Origin of the sequence: Macrococcus bovicus (genome assembly GCF_004359575.1) — a bacterium.
Taxonomy (GTDB): domain Bacteria; phylum Bacillota; class Bacilli; order Staphylococcales; family Staphylococcaceae; genus Macrococcus; species Macrococcus bovicus.
Genome location: NZ_SCWF01000009.1, coordinates 59,356 through 77,469, shown reverse-complemented (window position 1 = coordinate 77,469; position 18,114 = coordinate 59,356). Strand labels below are relative to the sequence as shown.

The following is an 18,114-nucleotide window of genomic DNA, read 5'->3' as shown; positions in this document are numbered from 1 at the left end:
CGTCCGCCGCTGACTTCAGAGGTGCAAGCACCTCGTCTGTCCGCTCGACTTGCATGTATTAGGCACGCCGCCAGCGTTCATCCTGAGCCAGGATCAAACTCTCCATAAAAGTGTTTGATAAAGCTCTCTGATTGGTTAAGCCAATCACTCTTGAAAGTACTGTTCGTACTCAAATTATCGGAATTAACGTTGACATATTGTCATTCAGTTTTCAATGTTCATTTTTCGTCTCACAAGATTTAACTATACTCTCTTTCGTCGAGAAAGTCAACAACTTTTTAAAACTTTTTTTATTTTCTTTAGTTGTTGTTAAGTTATATCTTTACCGGACAAGATTTAATTATACACGCTTCTTTTAAAGAAGTCAACACTTTTTATAATTTCTTTTTCAGTGTCTGTTATTATCTCTGCCGGACAAGATATAACTATACAGGGTTTATCGCCCTGCAACAAGCATCAAAATTACACTATTACTATTTTTATTAAAAATCTTTAATCGCCGCTATTTTCTGTGCTGCATCCCGATAACCCAGTTCATATAGCTGATTCAGTTTATCTCGGTCTTTTTCCATCCGATCCACTTTCAGGTTAAGGCTCGGTCTAATAACCAGAATACGGCCTGCCGCTTCCTCTTTTTCTATGTAATGCAGTGTTTCATTATAACGGCCCGGTCTTCTGCGCATCGCTTCATTGATTGCAGGGTAATCTTTAACTTTGAAGTATTTCGCTAATCGACTGGATTTCTTGAAGTAACCTTTAGGTCTCGTCAGTACGACAACATTTTTTTTAATCCCGTCCCGCTGTGCTTGACGTAAAGGAATAGGATCGGTCACCCCTCCATCTAAAAGCTTCTTACCTTTGTATTCTACAACAGGAGCCATCAACGGTAATGAACTCGATGCTCTTAATATAGTCAGCATATCTTCTTGCAGTTCCTTCTTATTGTAGTATTCTGTTCCGCCCGTCTCGCAATTTGTACAGGCAATGACGTATTCTCCTTCATACAGTAAAAAATCTTTCATATGATAAGGTTCCAGGACATTCGGAATCTCATCAAAAATAAAATCCATCCCGAACATCTCTTTATTCTTAAGGTAATTATTAAATGATAAATAACGTTTATCATCCAGATAATCAAGCGTCACCCGCTTATTCCGTCCTTTTTGTTTCGACAAATAAGATGCAGCCATATTACCGCCGGCTGATACGCCAATCACATAATCGAAGCTGATATCATAATCCATGAAACAATCCAGCACACCCGCTGTATAAATTCCGCGCATACCGCCGCCTTCTAGTACTAATCCTTTCTTGTCCATCACTATCACCTCTATTGTAGTATTCCATATTATAGCAAACCGTTATTAAATATTAAAAATCACTGCTTTGAAACCATCTGAATATGATTTCAGGACTCCCGACCGGTCCTATAAAAAAGAAGCTTCCCAAAAGAGAAGCTTCTTTTTTATATTTCTGTTCGGCCGGAGATGGCCTTTGACAGGGTCACTTCATCTGCATACTCAAGGTCTCCCCCGACTGGCAGACCATGTGCCAGCCGAGTTGTCTTGATACCGATAGGTTTGATCAATCTCGAGATATACATCGCTGTTGATTCACCTTCGATATTAGGATTAGTGGCAAGAATCAATTCCTGTACTTCCTCATCTTTCAGACGAGAGAGCAGACTCGGGATATTGATATCTTCCGGCCCTACCCCTTCCATGGGTGAAATAGCACCTTGCAGAACATGATAAAGCCCTCTGTACTCACGCATTTTCTCCATCGCAATGACATCTTTGGATTCTTCAACGACGCAGATCATCGAACGATCACGCGTCTTGTCCTGACAGATATAGCACGGGTCGCTGTCTGTGATATGTCCACATACTGAACAGTAAGTGAGCTCACGTTTCACATCAACCAGCGCCCTCGCAAAATTCATGACATCTTCTTCTTTCATATCCAGAACATGAAAGGCAAGGCGTGCCGCTGTCTTCGGACCAATACCGGGCAGTTTCATAAAGCTGTCAATCAGCCTTGATATAGGTGCAGGATAATGCATTACATCATTCCCGGAATGTTCAATCCTTTAGTGTGCTGACCTAAACGTTGAGCCGTTACCTCATCTGCTTTAGATAATGCTTCGTTTGTCGCTGCTAACACTAAATCCTGTAACATTTCGATATCTTCAGGATCCACGACTTCTTCTTTGATGATCACGTCAATTACTTCCTTATGACCTGATACCACGACTGTTACCATACCGCCGCCTGCTGTTCCTTCGATACGTTCTTCTTTCAGTTTTTCCTGCTCTTCAGCCATTTTCTTCTGCATTTTCTGCATCTGTTTCATCATTTGTTGCATATTTCCGCCACCGCGCATCATTATTTCCTCCTTATTAATCAATCATATTAATCGTGTCTTTACCAAATAACTCTTCTGCTGTCTTGACAATATCCTGTTTTTTAGGTGTTTCAGCTGGTTGAGCTTTACGATTCTGGATATAGTCATGTCTGACTTGCAGCCACTGTGAGTCCGGTACACCTACCATTTTAACTTTTTTATTGATGATTGTGTACACAATCGACTCAATCTGCTGCCGTTTTTCTTCATCCTTATTGACGATATCTGAGTGAATATCATCGTCAAACTTAATCAGAATATGAGTGCTGCTTGCTGCTACAGGCTCTGTGTTCTGCATCAGACTGACGAGAGCCCGTTGATCATTCTGTTTCACATGGTCAATCAGCGACTGCCAGTTTTCTTTCAGATAGGTCAGATCTTCACGATTGGCATTATCGAGTACAGTTTCAATCTGCGCCATCGAAAAATGATTCTTAGCCTTCGTTTCTTTACGCACCGGTTTAGAAGGTGCTGCCGCCACTGGATTCAACTGCACGGCTGCCAGTTTGTCTTCAAATGCCTTGAAGCGTTCATCGATATAAGCATGATCAATGCTTTCGGCCGGACCACTCACTCTTTCTTTTAATTTCACCAGCTCAGACAACTTGACGATTAGCACTTCAAAATGCAGATTCATATTGACCGCAAAACGCATAGAGACAAGCGTGTCATTGATTTTATCAATCATTTCATAAATCGTTGACAGCTCTACTTCATAGATCAGGCCATCCTGTCTTTCTCCTGTCGCAAAGTCGACGATGACATCGCGCAAGTAGTAGATAAGGTCATTAACAAGTCGGTTGACTTCTTTTCCGGCGCTGAGCAGCTGATGGTAGAGATCAAAAGCCCCTCTGACATCATGCTTAATGATGAGGTCAGTCAGCTGTCTCAGTTCCTCTTTACCGACACTGCCCGTCACATTCAATACATGCGTCAGCGTCAAGGACTCATCTCCGAACGCAATAGCCTGATCCAGAATGCTGAGCGCATCCCGCATCCCCCCTTCAGCAGACTGCGCGATAAAGGCAAGAGCCTCCTGCTCGAAGTCGATGTTTTCTTTCTTACAGACATACGCAAGATGGTCAATGATGTCCGGTGTACTGATGGCTTTGAAGTCGAACCGCTGGCATCTGGAGATGATGGTCGGCGGGATTTTATGCGGCTCTGTTGTTGCCAGAATAAAGATCGCATGCGCTGGTGGTTCTTCCAATGTTTTCAGAAGGGCGTTGAATGCACCTGTCGTCAGCATATGAACCTCGTCAATGATATAAACCTTGTAACGGGATTCGCCTGGTGCGTATTTCACTTTGTCACGGATATTTCGAATCTCATCGACGCCGTTATTGCTGGCCGCATCGATTTCGATGACGTCAGAATTGGTACCATTTGTGATAGATATACAACTTGCACATTCATTACATGGTTCTCCGTCATGACGTTCCGTACAGTTGATGGCTTTCGCAAATATCTTGGCGATACTCGTCTTTCCCGTTCCCCGGGGCCCATTAAACAGATAGGCGTGAGAAATCTTGTTTCTCGCAATAGCGTTCTTCAGTGTCGTTGTGACATGCTTCTGACCGACCACTTCTTCAAATGACTGCGACCGGAACACACGATATAAAGCTTGATAACTCAAGACGTCCCCTCCATCGGTAGTAATAGTTTCATTATATCATTTCAGATATAAAAAATAGGAACACGGAAGTGTTCCTATTCAAAAAACTTACTTACGTTTCAACAGTTGATAAAACTTATAGGCAGGTCCATTCAGCGGTTTGATGAAATCACCAATCTGCTCATCAATATAGGCATTGAACCCTTTTTTAAATTTAATGACACCCATATCAGGGGAAGTCTCTTCATTAAAATCTCCGCTGACCCCATAGAAATTATAGCGTTTTAAACCGAGCTGGTTGGCGAATTTAATCATTTCCCACTGCATGTGGTAAGCACCCATAAACTTATTATATTTAGGGTTGGAACCACTCGACAGATAATAGAGTTCATGATTGTTGAAGATATAGATCGCACTCGCAAGTTCGAGAATATCACCATCTGATTGTTTCAGCTCTTCTGTTTCAGCTATTTTCTTTTCTATTTGATGGACAGCTTTTTCGAGTTCTGCTGTCTTATTTTTCAGCTTTCTGAAATCCGGGTTCTGTTTCAGCTCTTCGTTTGATGTTTCAAATTCTGTACGTTTCGCTGTTAACTGCGCCTGCAATCGAGACAGATAGTCGTTTAGATCAATATAGGCGAGCACGACCCGTGCATTGTCACCGTACATTTTTTTCATACGTTTGAACGTCTCAAGACCGAAAAGAGAAAAATCATGCTTATCTTCTGCCATACGGTACAGGCTGAAGAATTTATCCATCTCATCATCAGATAAATCCCGCATCTGAACACCCATCTCAATCGTCTTATTGATATTACGACGTGTCTTATATTCCATCTCTTTCAGCAGTTCATCATCCGTCTTAGCGGTCAAGTCAAGTACTGAGAAATAACGGGCCTGTGAATCCATCGAATAGCCGATTGGATAGCCTCTATGCATATAACCTAGTGATGCCATGGTCTGAATCACATCATCAACCGGCTGCTCTGCTGTGACATTTCCGTCACCATCCAGATAATTACGGGTCATATACGGGTCCACCAGAACAAACAGGCCTTTACGTGCTTTCAGATATGAGGTCAGGTGCGTATAGAAGAACCGGACAAGTTCTTGATTGTGGTGATCCATCACCGGTCCTTTATGCGTGTAATAATACTTGAAAAACTTAAGACTTACAGCGCCTGTCAGGAGACAGGCGGCAAGAACGCGTTCTCCTTCTTTGACACCGACTAAATGAACATCCATGTTCATCGCCTTTCGACCTGTATAATGTGCGCGTGTTTGCGTATAATGACTGAATTCATCTTTAACGAACGAATCAAATTCATCAATCGTCAGTTCACAGAATTTCATTGTCCTGCTCCTCTCCATTTACCTTTAAAAGTATGCCATAATTGCACAAAATTAAAAAGGCATATCCATCGATATGCCCCGTACTTTATATATAGATTTATTAATAATAAAGAAAGCCGTGCACCTCTGCCTTGTTAAGCCTACATGAGCGGAACCTCGATCGCCAGCTCAAAGACGGCTACCCCAGCCACATACAAGTTACCACTTAATGCTGCTTCCTTCCGGACCTGACATGGTTCATGGGCTTATATTGACCAGGACCGACTTCTCAACACTACGTGTCAAAGTCAGACCTCATAAATTGCTTCCCGCAGCAAAGGAATTAGGTCTTGCCTAAGCGGATTGCAAGTATAGGGAACCGCTACCTCCCCACTTAGCACGGTAGTATATATAATACTACACCTCTTTCAGTAATTGCAAGTTATTTGTCGACTTCTGACATCCGACGCGAGAAATCAACAAATTTGAATTCACTCGCCCGATGTTTTGAAACATTATATTGAAAAGGCACAGCATTAGCCAGATGGACCACTGAACGCACAGTCGCAGCATAAGGGGGAACCGCTTCTTCAAATAACTGCAGTTCCAAGTCTGTCATCGGTTCAAAGGTGATGGCTTTGTTGGAAAAACTGATATTAAGCTGGAGCTTATTTTCAATAAACGCATAGATGGATTGTTCAGCAATTTCCGCAGTCAGGTCAGGAATCAGTTCAGCAATAAAGTAATCAATATCAATGATATTCACCCGCTGATTTTTTCTGCGAGTACGAATGACTTCATAAAGCATAGTATCCCCTTCAATATTCAGGGCTTTTTGCGCCAGCGGGTGCTCCGCTGCACGTACTAATTTAAAAGATTCTACCTGTGTCTGATAGTCGATGCCGAGCGTCGTATTGATTTCCTGGAAACTGACAAGCTGAGATATCGGCAGGTTCGTACCTTCCTGATAAATGACCACGGAACCCTTCCCTTTCAGCTTCTGAATATACCCGTTCATCTGCAGAAGATTGAGCGCTTTACGCACTGTTTCACGTGATACGTTATACTTTTTGACCAGCAGATTTTCTGAGGGAAGTTGGTCATGAAATTGATATTCTCCCTTGATAATCTGGCCGCTGATATCCTGATAAATCATCTGATATTTATTTCTATTCATCCTGATCCCTCTTATCCCGAGTCTACTTGCTATGTTATCTCAGTATAAGGCCGTTAGCTCAAGACAGCAACCGCTTGATACGGTTTTAATCTTCGTTCTATTAGATGATAATTATTCATCAGAACTTCACCGTCTGTCGCTAATCCATCTGGCATATCCACTTCCTGCCCGCTGAAATTAGCGACTACAGTAACGGTCTGGTCATCGAGTACTCTTCTGTAGGCAAAGAGTTGAGGATGCTCCACAAGTTCCGGCACCACTTCACCGTATGTCATAATATCCAGATTGTGTCGGAGCTTGATTAACTGCTGGTAAGTATAGAAAATGGACTGCGGGTCGCGCAGCGCATCTTCAACATTAATGGTTTTATAATTAGAGGCCACATCCAGCCACGGCGTTCCGGTCGTAAAGCCGGCATTAGGTTTGTCAGACCACTGCACAGGCGAACGGGCATTATCACGCGACTTCTGCTGCAGAATTCGGATGACCTGTTCTTCGCTCATCCCCTGTTCCAGCATCAACGAATAGGCATTGAGAGATTCAACATCCCGATATTGACTGATATGTTCGAGATAAAGATTGGTCATTCCGATCTCCTCACCTTGATAGATATAAGGTGTGCCTTGCAGGAAATGAAGAGCAATCGCAAGCATTTTAGCGCTCTTAACACGATTCTCCTCAGTAGAATCATCGCCAAAACGTGAGACGACACGCGGCTGGTCATGATTACACCAGAAGATAGCGTTCCAGCCTCCACCCGCAGCGATCCCTGTCTGCCATTTAAAGAGAATCTTTTTCAGCTCGATGAAGTCATAAGGCGTTTCAGACCATTTTTCACCATTCTGATAATCCACCTTCAAGTGGTGGAAATTGAATACACTGCTGAGTTCCTGACGTTCCGGCTTCGTATATTGAATGCAATGCTCAAGGGTCGTCGAACTCATTTCTCCGACTGTCATGAATCCTTCTTTTCTACCGAATGTCTTACGATTCAGTTCATGCAGGTAATCATGCACTTTAGGTCCATCGGTATAGAACTCTTTGCCTTCTTTCGAGGAATTTTCATAGGCCCCTTTTGAAATCAGATTGATGACATCAAAGCGGAAACCGTCCATGCCGAAATCAATCCAGTAATTGATCATGTCATAAATTTCCCGGCGCAGCGCTTCATTCTCCCAGTTCAGATCTGCCTGTGTCACATCGAAAAGGCGAAGATAATACTGACCGGTTGCCTCATCATACTGCCAGGCATTCCCACCAAACTTTGATTCCCAGTTCGTCGGCGGACCATCTGTACCATCTTTCCATATATAGTAGTCACGATACGGATTATCCTTGGACTTACGAGCTTCCACAAACCAGTTATGATGCGTCGAAGTATGATTGATGACAATGTCCGACATAATCTTGATGCCACGGTTATGTGCTTCATCAAGTAAGCGCCTGAAATCTTCTTTCGTACCGAAGTCAGGATGAATTTCATAATAATCGCTGATATCATAGCCATTATCATTCATAGGTGAGCGATAGACAGGCGTCAGCCAGATATAATCGATACCGAGCTCTTTTAAATAATCCAACTTCTCGATAACCCCGTTAATGTCACCTTGACCATTACCTGTCGTATCGTTGAATGACTTCGGATAAATCTGATAGACCACTGATTTTTTCCAATCCGTAACCGCCATATTTAAACTCCTTCAGTTCTTTATTTTGTTTCCGTCACACGTTCTACAACTACTTCTTCACCTTTTTTCTTGGCAAAATTCGAGAAGATTAAAGTCAGAATAACAGGCAGCACAATGGCAATGATCATGCCGATAAAGAAAGTGAGACGGAAGCCAGAATTAATGCTCATGATACCTGGAACACCGCCAACCCCTACTTTCCCTAAAACATTCTGTGCACCAAATAATGCCCCAACCAGTCCTGTCGTCAGTACAGCAGCGACAAATGGATATTTAAGCGGGATATTGACCCCAAACATTGCAGGCTCCGTGACACCTAACCAGCCTGAGATACCGGAAGTGAGTGCAAGTCCTTCTTCTTTAACCATTTTGCGGCGTTTATACAAGAACCATGCCGCGAATGCTGCAGAGCCTTGTGCGATATTTGAAATCGCTAAAATCGGCCAGAGATACGTCCCGCCAAGATTAGAGGTCATCAGTTGGAAGTCGACTGCCAGGAACATATGATGCAGTCCTGTAATAACGAGCGGCGCATATACAAGTCCATAAATGAGCCCGCCTAACCAGCCGGCATTTTCAAAGATCATCTGGACAAATCCAGTAATCTGATTACCGAGCCAGAAAGCAACCGGTCCGATGATTACAAATGACAGGAAGCCCACTAATAACAAGGCGACAGGTCCTACCACCAGCATTTTAATCGAATCATGGACACGCTTATTCAAGAATCGTTCTACTTGGGCAAGACACCAAGTTGCAAGCAGAATCGGTAATACTTGTGCTGCGTAGTTCAGTTGCTGAACTTTTAAACCGAATATATCCCATGTCGGAATCTCAACTAGTTTACCTGTATCTCTATCTGCTAACCCGTATTGAGAAGCAAGTGCGGGATTGACGAGCACGAGCCCCAGGACGAGCCCGAGGATAGGGCTGCCACCGAAGACACGCATCGCACTCCAGCCAATTAATGCAGGCAAGAAGTGAAACGGGGTTACGGCGATTAATTTAATGATTTCGGCGATACCTTTTATTTGAGGGTAAACATCTACTACTGCTTTCCCTTTATAGATAGCACCCGCTTCTAACAGCAGATTTGAAATGCCTAACAGCAGACCCGCTGTCACGATTGCAGGCAGCAATGGAATGAAGACATCTCCCAGTGTTTTAATTGCCCGTTGTAATGGGTTCATTTTATCTGCTGCAGCTGCTTTGACTTCATCCTTTGTACTTTCGCCCATACCTGTCTCTTCAGTGAAGACTTTATAGGCTTCATCTACAGTACCCGGACCGATGACGATCTGAAACTGATTGTTTGCAGCAAATGAGCCCTTCACCAAATCAATCTTATCTAATTCTTCTTTATTGACCTTTGACTCATCCTCAAGTGCTAAACGCAAGCGCGTCACGCAGTGTGTCGCTGCATTGACATTCTCTTTGCCGCCGATTGCCCTAATAATGCGTCTGACATCATCTTTATTTACTGCCATCTCTCCATCTCCCTTATGTTAAATTAAGTTCATTGTAACGTGTCTATACAGGTCTTGCAAATATAAAGTGAAAAGGTTTTCATAGTTAATTTATTCACTCATGCCTCTCTATTTCAACACAAAAAAAGATGCTCTGATTGCTCAGAGCATCTTTATCTATATCAATATGATGATTATCTATAAATGGCGGAGGAAGAGGGATTCGAACCCCCGCGAGCCGTTAAGCCCCTGTCGGTTTTCAAGACCGATCCCTTCAGCCGGACTTGGGTATTCCTCCAAATAAGACAATATCTATCTTATAACACACTGTTTTTTTTGTCAACGCGTTTTATGATATTTTTTATAACCCATAAAACGGGGTAAAGACAACTGAATGAAAGTGAGGATAACTAAATGAAATATGAAGTGAAAGTATTTGCAGTCGCACAAGAAGTACTCAATAAAAAGGGACATATTAAATCAAGTCTATTGGAAGCATTTGATGCTAAAAAAGGTGACGAAGATTTTCTCGTTCAGTTTATCGATCATGACTCTAAACGCAACTATCACAATAAAGTGACGATGCGTATCCGTAAATCTGAAGACGATGAATTTATGGAAATACAGTATAAAAAGCGCTATCCTGTGCGGGCTACCATTGATGACGCTATCCGGCAGGCCGAAGAGGAAGGTATCAACGGAGAACTTGAGGTCGAATACGGTGTTAACAAAAAGACCCTTAGTGTCACCCATGTTGTAGAAGTGCCGGTAGATGCCCATCTTCTGCCGGCATTAGATCAAAGTCATCATCACGTGACCAGTGCGGCGCCAGAGGTTTTTGAGCCTTTCCTGACTGAGCTGGATGAATCAACGCTCGTCGGTCCTTATGAGTTTGAACGCCATAGCGGCAAGCTGAACGGTTACAAAATCAAGCTTGAACGCTGGCTAATAGCAGAGACACCGATTGTGGAAATCTCCTCTAAAGTTGCAACCGAGAAAGAGGCACGAGAGCTCCAGCAGCAGCTGATTGACTATTTGAATGAACTGAAGGTCTATGAAGCGACCGATCAGCTGAAAACAGAACTTATTTTTGAGAATAAGGACTCATCTTCATAATGTTTGTTAAATGCCTTTCAACAAAGGTACAATAGTAATTATAACCATTAATAATGGCTAGAATTAGAAAGAAGTGGAAGTGGATTTTCTGAATATTTTTTTAACAGGCGCAACCGGTTTTGTTGGCGCTGAACTGATTAAACAACTGGCAAAAGAGCACGACCTTTATATTCTTTATCGTGATGCACATAAAAAGGAGAAGCTGATCAGTCAGCTACCGGATGCCTCTCTTCATTTTGTCAAAGGAGATATCACCCAGGAAAACTGTGGCATCACTGAAGCATTACCGGCCATGGATTATTTTTATCATCTCGCAGCGCTCGTCAAATTTGATGAAGAACTTCGCGAAGACTTATTCAAAATCAATTTAGAAGGCACTAAACATGCGCTTGCGTTAGCAGAAACATTGCAGACACAGCATTTCATCTATGTCTCAACAGCCTATACAACTGGACAGAATGAATATGCGAAGGAAATGCTTCACCCGCTTAACACCCCTGTTCATAACCCGTATGAAGAAAGCAAGCTGCAGGCTGAACACTTAGTGATGCAGGCACCGATGAAGAAGTCCATTCTTCGTCCTGCTATTATTATCGGCGATTCTGTCACTGGGGCAGCAGATTCCAAATTTACGTTATATGGCTTCATGAAGGCGCTGAAAATTTTCCGGCGAAAAATGTCACGAACTGCTATGACGCAGCAGTTCCGTTTATTCGGCCACGATGATGGCACCTCAAACTTAGTGCCTGTCGACTATGTCGTTAAAGTGCTGACGCATGCCCTGCGTGCAGAGGACAAGAAGATATATCATATCACGAATAGCAGGCCGCCTAAAAACAGTGAAATTCTTGCCATAATTAAAAAATATTTGAACTTCGACCAACTGATCGTAGCGCCGGAAAGTGCCGGAGGTGATATGACAGAAGAAGAACGTCTGCTCAATAGTTATATCGCTGTTTTTAACCCCTACTTCAAAAAATCAGTCATATTTGAAGATAAGAACACTGTAGCGCTGCTCGCTGAACGTGGCGATCATCCCTTAAATCTGACTGAAGAACAGCTCGACAGAATCATCAAAACTTATCTCGTTCAATAATAGGGAGGCAAAAAATATGTTTTTAGCCTGGAAAGAACTGATATACAGCAAATTAAAGTTCAGTCTAATCATTGGTGTGCTTGTGCTGATCGGTTATCTTCTCTTCTTGATCTCCGGACTGTCCAACGGTCTGATGAATATGAACCGGGAAGCCATCGATACATGGGGCGGCGATGCTATTGTCATGACCGAGGAATCGAACCAGAATCTTGCGCAATCTGTGATGGACAGCGATGAAATAACAAATAAATTTAAAGAGGTCGCACCCATTAAAAATACGGCTGTCATCGCATCAACGGATGATCGCAAACAGAACGCTCTGCTATTTGGGATTGATACTGATACTTTCATCGCACCAAAAGTCAGCGAAGGACAAGCATTCAATGAAGATTTTGAAGTCGTCGCAGATGATACCTTGAAAGAAAAAGGTTTTAAGGTCGGTGACACCCTTGATTTAGCGGGTACAGATGATAACCTGAAAATCACCGGGTTCACTGTAGGCGCTAAATATAATGCAGCACCGATTCTCTATGCCAACAATCATACGGTCGATAGACTCACAAATGATCGCATGAAAGATAAAGTCAATGCCTTTGTAGTGAAAGATCCTGATTTTAAAGATGTTGACCTCAACAGTGATCTGCAAGTCGTTGATACAGAATCTTTCATCAAGAAGCTGCCGGGTTACACTGAACAGAAACTGACACTCGATTTCATGAGTTATTTCCTTTTTGCCATTTCAGCATTTATCATCGGTATTTTCTTATATGTCATCACCATTCAGAAAGCACCGATATATGGACTGCTGAAAGCACAAGGCTTAAGCAATGGCTTCCTGGCGAAGTCTGTGCTTTATCAGACGCTCATCCTTTCAGTCATTGCTGTTGTCATCTCGCTCGGTCTGACACTTCTGACCGCACACTTTCTGCCCCCTGTTGTCCCTATTATCTTTAAATGGCAGTTAATTGCTTTATATGCTGCTACATTGATTATTACTGCTTTACTAGGCGGCTTATTCTCCATCCGTTCCATACAAAAAGTCGATCCACTTAAAACTATCGGGTAGGTGAAAAAAATGGTCTTAACATTAGAAGGCGTCTCCAAGACATTCGGGAAAGGCAATACTTATGTAGAGGCGCTCAAACCCACTGACTTTCATCTGGAACGCGGTGAAATGGTTGCCATTATAGGACCCTCCGGTTCAGGTAAAAGTACTTTTCTGACGATTGCCGGACTCCTGCAGCAGCCATCGAGCGGACAGATTATCATCAATCAGACAAATACAACCGCATATAATGAAAAGAAACGTGCCCAGACACGATTAAAAGAAATCGGTTTTATCTTACAGGCCTCCAATCTCGTCCCTTTCCTCAAAGTGAAAGACCAGCTGAAGCTACTGGATAAAGTCAACACTCGTCATCTGTCAACAGACGAGTTAGCCGGTAAAATCAAGACACTCGGTCTTGAAAAAGTGATGAACCAGTATCCAAGTGAATTGTCTGGCGGGCAGCGGCAGCGTGTCGCTATTCTAAAGGCGATATATACGAATCCGGCACTGATTCTGGCCGATGAACCGACCGCAAGTCTGGATAGTGAAAAAGCATTCGCTGTCATTGAACTGATTCGTGATGAAGTCAAGAGTATGGAGAAAGCCGCTATCGTCGTCACACATGACACACGACTGACGCCATACTTTGATAAAGTGTATGAAATGAAAGATGGTTATTTGAATAGAATCAATTAGAAGGTGAAAAAATGGAATCTCATCGTGATGCATTTGTTACTGCGAATGAAATTTATGATATGGGCGTACCCCCTCAAACCCTTTCCATGTGGCTGACCAATGACTTCATACAAGTGGTCCATAAAAATAAGTTGGACCGTTTCTTCTGGAAACATGAAGTTGAAGCACTGATAAATATTTATTTAAAGAACTGACGGATGTCAGTTCTTTTTTTGCGGGGCGGGGTATAGATAGGAAAAGAGGTGAAGATAATGGCTAAAATAGCAGAAAGAATTATCAACTATATCGAGATGCTCGGCGTCCATGATAAAGGTTTAAAAAGAGCACACGCCAGAGGCTATTACTACGAGGCAAAGGTCGAACTGACGTCAGAAGGGCAAGCACTTCTCGGCGACACCCAGCAAGCAGTCATTCGATTGTCGGATGCGCCGCCGAACAAAAGAACCCCTGCCCAGCTTGTGTCATTGAAAGGGTTAGCCATTCATTTCAAGGAAAGCGATTCTCATTTTATCTTCGTTAATTTTCCCTACTTCCCGTTTGTGAAGCGTGAATCTGTCTTAATGCTGATGACCTATATCAATGCCATCAAACAGACAGATGATTGGTGGGTGCGTATGAACTTAATGCGCAAGATCGGACGTCTGGAAGGTTTTGGTCAAAAGCTAGGTAAATTCGTCTCACACTTTCCTCTCTCTACTTCACGTCAACATCAGACCTATCATAATCTACATTACTATCAGACAGATAAGGATTATGTAAGGTTCCACGTAGTATATGAAGATGACATCAGACTCTATGTTGAACGTTATACAGCGCCTTGTTCCATTGAAGTCTTGCGGAACGACGGAGATATCCGACAAATCGGACGACTGACAATTACCCGGGAAATCGATATAGATTTGCCTTACTTTGAGCTGCTTAAGACAGGGCCTCATCTTCAGCCGCTCAGGGAAGATGATATCATTTATCTCAGAGATGAGATGTATCAGATTTCAGCAGAGCGAAGATTGAATGAAAAAAACTCTGAGTCCTGAGACTCAGAGTTTAATTTGTATATCGGCTATTGTATGGATCCTTTGCACGCTGATCAATCAGAAACATGATAGCGATAAAGAGAATACCTAACGCTACAAATGTGAATGAACCAAATTTAGAAGTTTCGTAAATGGCAAAACCAGCCATGATTTCAGCAAGACCGAGAATAAATACAATCAGCTTCTTAATATTCGCAGACATTATCTCACTCCTTTAAATATCGTAACCCTATCATACACTATCCTGTACCAAATTAATCGTGAGAGGATTAAACATTTTTGTGACAGAAATATGAAAGAATCATTTCTTCAGTCTCTAACTGACCACGTCCTAAAGGCATTAAATGTCCAGCTTCTGCAATCATCCTCATATATTTAGGCTCTTTTAAATGCTGAAATATGATCTGTGCACTGTCAGCATAAGAGACGTCATCCCGCCCCCCATACATGATCAGAACAGGCTGATTGATCTTTGGCAAACCCTCCATGATTTCATCGATCACGCGGCAGAACTTCTGGGCACCGAGATGATAGTTCTGTATATGAGCGAGCTGTTCAGCATGCTCATCTTCACTGAGTCCTAGTATATTATCAAGACGACTACCATACTGCTCCAGACGATAAAAGAGACCTGCTTCATCTTTGAAATGAGGAACAGACATCGCTATCCCTGAATGAATTTCCGGAAATGTCTCAAGTAACTTCAAAGTAAAAAGACCGCCTAGTGAAACACCGGCTGCACTGATTGTTTGATAACCTTCCTGTTTAAGAAACGCGTAACTCTCCAGCACCTTCTGCCACCAGTCATCCATATCATATTTTATGAACTCCTCCAGCAGAAGCCCGTGGCCCTGATAAGAAGGAACATACGTCGTGAACCCGGCACTATTAAGACGTTGAGCCAGTCCTTTTACATCACGCACAGTTCCAGTGAAAGAATGCAGAAGCAAGACAGCATGCTCACCGCTTTTTAAGTAAATAGGACGTGGATTTTTCAGTTTAATCATAGCAGTCAGCTCCAATCGCCTTTATTTTATTATAGTAAAGATCAAATATGGCGCCACTCAGTCTGTGTTTCGTGCGCGAGTGGCGCGGGGGGCGCCACTCAGTCTGTGTTTCGTGTGCGAGTGGCGCAGGAGGCGCCACTCAACCAGTGTTTCGTGCGGGAGGCGCCACTCAACTTATCTTTTCATATAAAGAACTGATGAAAATAAGCAGAGAAACTACTAAAATGGAACCATCAGCTGATTTCTTTGACCATGTTGAACCACTGCTCACCGCCATGTTGCGATTCAGATAAGCCATGACTTTTAAAGCCATAGTCTTCATAAAAAGAAATGAGATTCTCTGTGCAAGTGAGGGTCATTGCTCTCACCTCATGTTCTTGTGCAAGCTTCGTAAATTCATCAATCAGCCTGCCTGCCAGCCCCTGTCTCTGGTGGTCTTTAGAGACTACAAGACCGAGTATACTTAAGTAATGACCTGTTCGAGTGTCCGGTACTTTTTTAAATAAGTCATCAGTAATATAAGGTGTTTTGATGACAGGTCCATTAATATAACCTGCAATCTCACCCGCTTTTTCAGCTACGATAAAAGTATCACTTATCTTTTCGATTCGTTCTTTAATCGCTTCTTCTGTATCAGCGACTTCGGGAATAAAAGATTGCTGTTCAAGTCTCGTAATCTGTTTTAAATCATTCATTTCTGCTGGCCTAAATTGATACATCTTTTTCACCTTCCTCAGTTCCATTATCTTACACATTTAAACATGTTACAATATAAGTAATTTCATCATACACATTTATATAGGAGGTGGCTCAATGGATTTTACTAGCTTACTACTTACAAGTCTTTTAATGTTTATTGTCTTTGAAATCATTTATCTGATGACTGATCGTTTACTCAATCACTTTTCCAGCAATAAGAAACCTTATAATTATAAGTATGCTATCTTCATGGGTATTTTAATGGTTGTGTTCTATCTAATTGCGAGCAGAATTTTTTAATCTCACTATTGATACCAAAGATACAGCCTCCGAAAATTAATTTTGGCGGCTGTATGTATGAACCTACTTTTACAGTCACCACTTTTTTTCTTGCTGCATAAGTTGCTGAATTATTACTTTTCCCGTCTTCAACTCCCTCCTAAAGTATTCTCACATCTATATGCTTCTCAACTTTATACTACCAGAACTTTTTATAATCTTCGCGAAGCGTGATAGGCAGTTTTTTTGTCACCTTTTCTGTAGATGTTATACTGATGGATATAAGGAGGCATTATCATGAATACTCAATATAAGGATTTATTTCAACCTTTAACATTAAGCAACGGTGTCGAACTGCGTAATCGGTTCGTGCTGGCACCACTGACTCATACATCTTCTAATGAAGACGGCACAATTGCTGATAGAGAGATTCCTTACATGGAAAGTCGCTCGAAAGATGTAGGCATAGCCCTTACAGCAGCGTCTCATATATTAGATATCGGCCAAGCCTTTCCAGGCCAGCCTTCTATCGCGCATGACAGTGATATAGAGGGATTAAAACGTCTAGCTTCTGCTATGAAAAAGAACGGCGCAAAAGCCATTGTACAGATTCATCACGGCGGCGTGCAAGCACTACCTGAATACACACTTAACGGCGACGTAGCAGGTCCAAGTGCGATGGAGCTGAAAAGTTTCGGACAGGATCACACACATAGCGCGAGAGAAATGACAGAAGACGAAATCGACGAAACCATCAAAGCATTCGGCGAAGCAACACGGCGTGCGATTGAGGCAGGATTCGATGGTGTAGAGATTCACGGCGCAAACGGCTATATTATCCATCAGTTTGTCTCTCCTCACTTCAACAAGCGTACTGATCAGTGGAAAGATCCATTTTTATTTGCACTGAAAGTCGTCGATGAAGTCGTTAAAACAGTACAAGAACACGGTAACGATGACTTTATTATCGGTTATCGCTTCTCACCAGAAGAAGCATTCAACCCAGGGATTAAAATGGAACTGACTGAAGAACTCATCAAACGCTTGATCGAAAAACCGCTTCACTATTTACATGCTTCACTGATGCACATTCATGGTGATGTTCATGAAGGGAAATATGCAGGCGAAAATCGTATCCAGCTGCTGCATCAGTGGGTGGACGGACGTATGCCGTTAATCGGGATCGGCTCAATCTTCACAGCTGATGACGCGATTGCAGCACTGAACACAGGCGTAGAACTCGTTGCAGTCGGCAGAGAACTCCTGCTCGACCATGCATTTGTCGGTAAAATCAAAGAAGGTAAAGAAGATGAAATCATCTCTTACTTTGATCCAGAAGACCCTAACAAACACGAATTACCTGAACCCTTATGGCAGCAATTTAAAGCCGGCTTCTATCCACTGCCCTCAAAAGAAGATGATAAATAGAATGCAAAAATCCTCTAACCGCGAAGGTTG

The 18,114-nt window shown here is 42.5% G+C and carries 18 protein-coding genes, 1 tRNA gene, 1 rRNA gene and 1 other RNA gene; 7 read left to right on the top strand and 14 right to left on the bottom strand.

Annotated elements, in window-relative coordinates:
* From ERX55_RS08605 to ERX55_RS08555, 11 genes are all read right to left on the bottom strand, one after another.
* A 16S ribosomal RNA gene (locus ERX55_RS08605) occupies window positions 1-109 on the bottom strand; the annotation flags it as partial.
* A 373-nt stretch (window positions 110-482) separates the two neighbouring features.
* Window positions 483-1,319: a patatin-like phospholipase family protein gene (locus ERX55_RS08600; protein WP_208001521.1), complete on the bottom strand. Its 837-nt coding sequence runs from the start codon at window positions 1,317-1,319 to the stop codon at window positions 483-485.
* A gap of 146 nt (window positions 1,320-1,465) precedes the next feature.
* The gene (gene recR, locus ERX55_RS08595) at window positions 1,466-2,062 is read right to left on the bottom strand and encodes a recombination mediator RecR (RefSeq protein WP_133452160.1); all 597 of its coding nucleotides are present in this window, start codon (window positions 2,060-2,062) and stop codon (window positions 1,466-1,468) included.
* Window positions 2,062-2,382, bottom strand: coding sequence for a YbaB/EbfC family nucleoid-associated protein (locus ERX55_RS08590; RefSeq protein WP_133452165.1), 321 nt, complete (start codon window positions 2,380-2,382; stop codon window positions 2,062-2,064). Before ERX55_RS08590 ends, recR begins: the two co-directional genes overlap by 1 nt.
* 16 nt (window positions 2,383-2,398) lie before the next feature.
* Window positions 2,399-4,039 carry a DNA polymerase III subunit gamma/tau gene (dnaX, locus tag ERX55_RS08585; protein ID WP_133452159.1) on the bottom strand — a complete coding sequence of 547 codons (1,641 nt, stop codon included), beginning with the start codon at window positions 4,037-4,039 and terminating at the stop codon, window positions 2,399-2,401.
* An 87-nt stretch (window positions 4,040-4,126) separates the two neighbouring features.
* A complete protein-coding gene (locus ERX55_RS08580; protein ID WP_133452158.1) occupies window positions 4,127-5,371 on the bottom strand; it encodes an aminoacyltransferase in 1,245 nt (414 codons plus the stop codon).
* Window positions 5,372-5,487: 116 nt separating this feature from the next.
* Window positions 5,488-5,753, bottom strand: an RNA gene (gene ffs, locus ERX55_RS08575) — signal recognition particle sRNA large type.
* Between the two features lie 39 nt (window positions 5,754-5,792).
* Window positions 5,793-6,527, bottom strand: coding sequence for a trehalose operon repressor (treR, locus tag ERX55_RS08570; RefSeq protein WP_133452157.1), 735 nt, complete (start codon window positions 6,525-6,527; stop codon window positions 5,793-5,795).
* 53 nt (window positions 6,528-6,580) lie between these two features.
* Window positions 6,581-8,215, bottom strand: a complete 1,635-nt coding sequence (gene treC / locus ERX55_RS08565; RefSeq protein WP_133452156.1) for an alpha,alpha-phosphotrehalase — start codon at window positions 8,213-8,215, stop codon at window positions 6,581-6,583.
* Between the two features lie 20 nt (window positions 8,216-8,235).
* Window positions 8,236-9,702 carry a PTS system trehalose-specific EIIBC component gene (treP, locus tag ERX55_RS08560; protein WP_133452155.1) on the bottom strand — a complete coding sequence of 489 codons (1,467 nt, stop codon included), beginning with the start codon at window positions 9,700-9,702 and terminating at the stop codon, window positions 8,236-8,238.
* 184 nt (window positions 9,703-9,886) lie between these two features.
* Window positions 9,887-9,979 (bottom strand) — tRNA-Ser (locus ERX55_RS08555).
* Window positions 9,980-10,095: 116 nt separating this feature from the next.
* Between ERX55_RS08555 and ERX55_RS08550 the strand changes: the two genes are divergently transcribed.
* The 6 genes from ERX55_RS08550 (at window position 10,096) to ERX55_RS08525 (ending at window position 14,671) form a co-directional block, all read left to right on the top strand.
* Window positions 10,096-10,797, top strand: coding sequence for a hypothetical protein (locus ERX55_RS08550; protein WP_133452154.1), 702 nt, complete (start codon window positions 10,096-10,098; stop codon window positions 10,795-10,797).
* Window positions 10,798-10,876: 79 nt separating this feature from the next.
* Window positions 10,877-11,893, top strand: a complete 1,017-nt coding sequence (locus ERX55_RS08545; protein WP_243721489.1) for an SDR family oxidoreductase — start codon at window positions 10,877-10,879, stop codon at window positions 11,891-11,893.
* A 16-nt stretch (window positions 11,894-11,909) separates the two neighbouring features.
* Window positions 11,910-12,959 (top strand): ABC transporter permease, encoded by a 1,050-nt coding sequence (locus tag ERX55_RS08540; RefSeq protein WP_133452153.1) that lies wholly within the window; start codon window positions 11,910-11,912, stop codon window positions 12,957-12,959.
* A 9-nt stretch (window positions 12,960-12,968) separates the two neighbouring features.
* A complete protein-coding gene (locus ERX55_RS08535) occupies window positions 12,969-13,637 on the top strand; it encodes an ABC transporter ATP-binding protein (RefSeq protein WP_133452152.1) in 669 nt (222 codons plus the stop codon).
* A gap of 11 nt (window positions 13,638-13,648) precedes the next feature.
* Window positions 13,649-13,831, top strand: a complete 183-nt coding sequence (locus ERX55_RS08530) for a hypothetical protein (RefSeq protein WP_133452151.1) — start codon at window positions 13,649-13,651, stop codon at window positions 13,829-13,831.
* A gap of 57 nt (window positions 13,832-13,888) precedes the next feature.
* Window positions 13,889-14,671: a catalase family protein gene (locus tag ERX55_RS08525; RefSeq protein ID WP_133452150.1), complete on the top strand. Its 783-nt coding sequence runs from the start codon at window positions 13,889-13,891 to the stop codon at window positions 14,669-14,671.
* 10 nt (window positions 14,672-14,681) lie between these two features.
* Here the strand turns inward: ERX55_RS08525 and ERX55_RS08520 are convergent, their stop codons facing one another.
* The 3 genes from ERX55_RS08520 to ERX55_RS08510 form a co-directional block, all read right to left on the bottom strand.
* Window positions 14,682-14,873, bottom strand: a complete 192-nt coding sequence (locus ERX55_RS08520; protein ID WP_133452149.1) for a hypothetical protein — start codon at window positions 14,871-14,873, stop codon at window positions 14,682-14,684.
* Window positions 14,874-14,940: 67 nt separating this feature from the next.
* Window positions 14,941-15,675: an alpha/beta hydrolase gene (locus ERX55_RS08515; RefSeq protein WP_133452163.1), complete on the bottom strand. Its 735-nt coding sequence runs from the start codon at window positions 15,673-15,675 to the stop codon at window positions 14,941-14,943.
* A gap of 236 nt (window positions 15,676-15,911) precedes the next feature.
* Entirely contained in the window at window positions 15,912-16,397 is a 486-nt protein-coding gene (locus tag ERX55_RS08510; protein ID WP_165983755.1) for a GNAT family N-acetyltransferase, read from the bottom strand.
* 556 nt (window positions 16,398-16,953) lie between these two features.
* On the opposite strand from ERX55_RS08510, the gene ERX55_RS08505 reads away from it, so the two are divergent.
* On the top strand, window positions 16,954-18,084 hold the full coding sequence (locus ERX55_RS08505; RefSeq protein WP_133452147.1) for an NADH-dependent flavin oxidoreductase: 1,131 nt from the start codon (window positions 16,954-16,956) through the stop codon (window positions 18,082-18,084).
* Window positions 18,085-18,114: the final 30 nt, after the last annotated feature.

Bases quoted from the DNA above. Each gene is read 5' to 3' on its own strand.
- ERX55_RS08600 (WP_208001521.1), bottom strand. From the start codon at position 1,319: ATGGACAAGAAAGGATTAGTACTAGAAGGCGGCGGTATGCGCGGAATT.
- recR (WP_133452160.1), bottom strand. From the start codon at position 2,062: ATGCATTATCCTGCACCTATATCAAGGCTGATTGACAGCTTTATGAAA.
- ERX55_RS08590 (WP_133452165.1), bottom strand. From the start codon at position 2,382: ATGCGCGGTGGCGGAAATATGCAACAAATGATGAAACAGATGCAGAAA.
- ERX55_RS08580 (WP_133452158.1), bottom strand. From the start codon at position 5,371: ATGAAATTCTGTGAACTGACGATTGATGAATTTGATTCGTTCGTTAAA.
- treR (WP_133452157.1), bottom strand. From the start codon at position 6,527: ATGAATAGAAATAAATATCAGATGATTTATCAGGATATCAGCGGCCAG.
- treC (WP_133452156.1), bottom strand. From the start codon at position 8,215: ATGGCGGTTACGGATTGGAAAAAATCAGTGGTCTATCAGATTTATCCG.
- treP (WP_133452155.1), bottom strand. From the start codon at position 9,702: ATGGCAGTAAATAAAGATGATGTCAGACGCATTATTAGGGCAATCGGC.
- ERX55_RS08550 (WP_133452154.1), top strand. From the start codon at position 10,096: ATGAAATATGAAGTGAAAGTATTTGCAGTCGCACAAGAAGTACTCAAT.
- ERX55_RS08540 (WP_133452153.1), top strand. From the start codon at position 11,910: ATGTTTTTAGCCTGGAAAGAACTGATATACAGCAAATTAAAGTTCAGT.
- ERX55_RS08535 (WP_133452152.1), top strand. From the start codon at position 12,969: ATGGTCTTAACATTAGAAGGCGTCTCCAAGACATTCGGGAAAGGCAAT.
- ERX55_RS08530 (WP_133452151.1), top strand. From the start codon at position 13,649: ATGGAATCTCATCGTGATGCATTTGTTACTGCGAATGAAATTTATGAT.
- ERX55_RS08525 (WP_133452150.1), top strand. From the start codon at position 13,889: ATGGCTAAAATAGCAGAAAGAATTATCAACTATATCGAGATGCTCGGC.
- ERX55_RS08520 (WP_133452149.1), bottom strand. From the start codon at position 14,873: ATGTCTGCGAATATTAAGAAGCTGATTGTATTTATTCTCGGTCTTGCT.
- ERX55_RS08510 (WP_165983755.1), bottom strand. From the start codon at position 16,397: ATGTATCAATTTAGGCCAGCAGAAATGAATGATTTAAAACAGATTACG.
- ERX55_RS08505 (WP_133452147.1), top strand. From the start codon at position 16,954: ATGAATACTCAATATAAGGATTTATTTCAACCTTTAACATTAAGCAAC.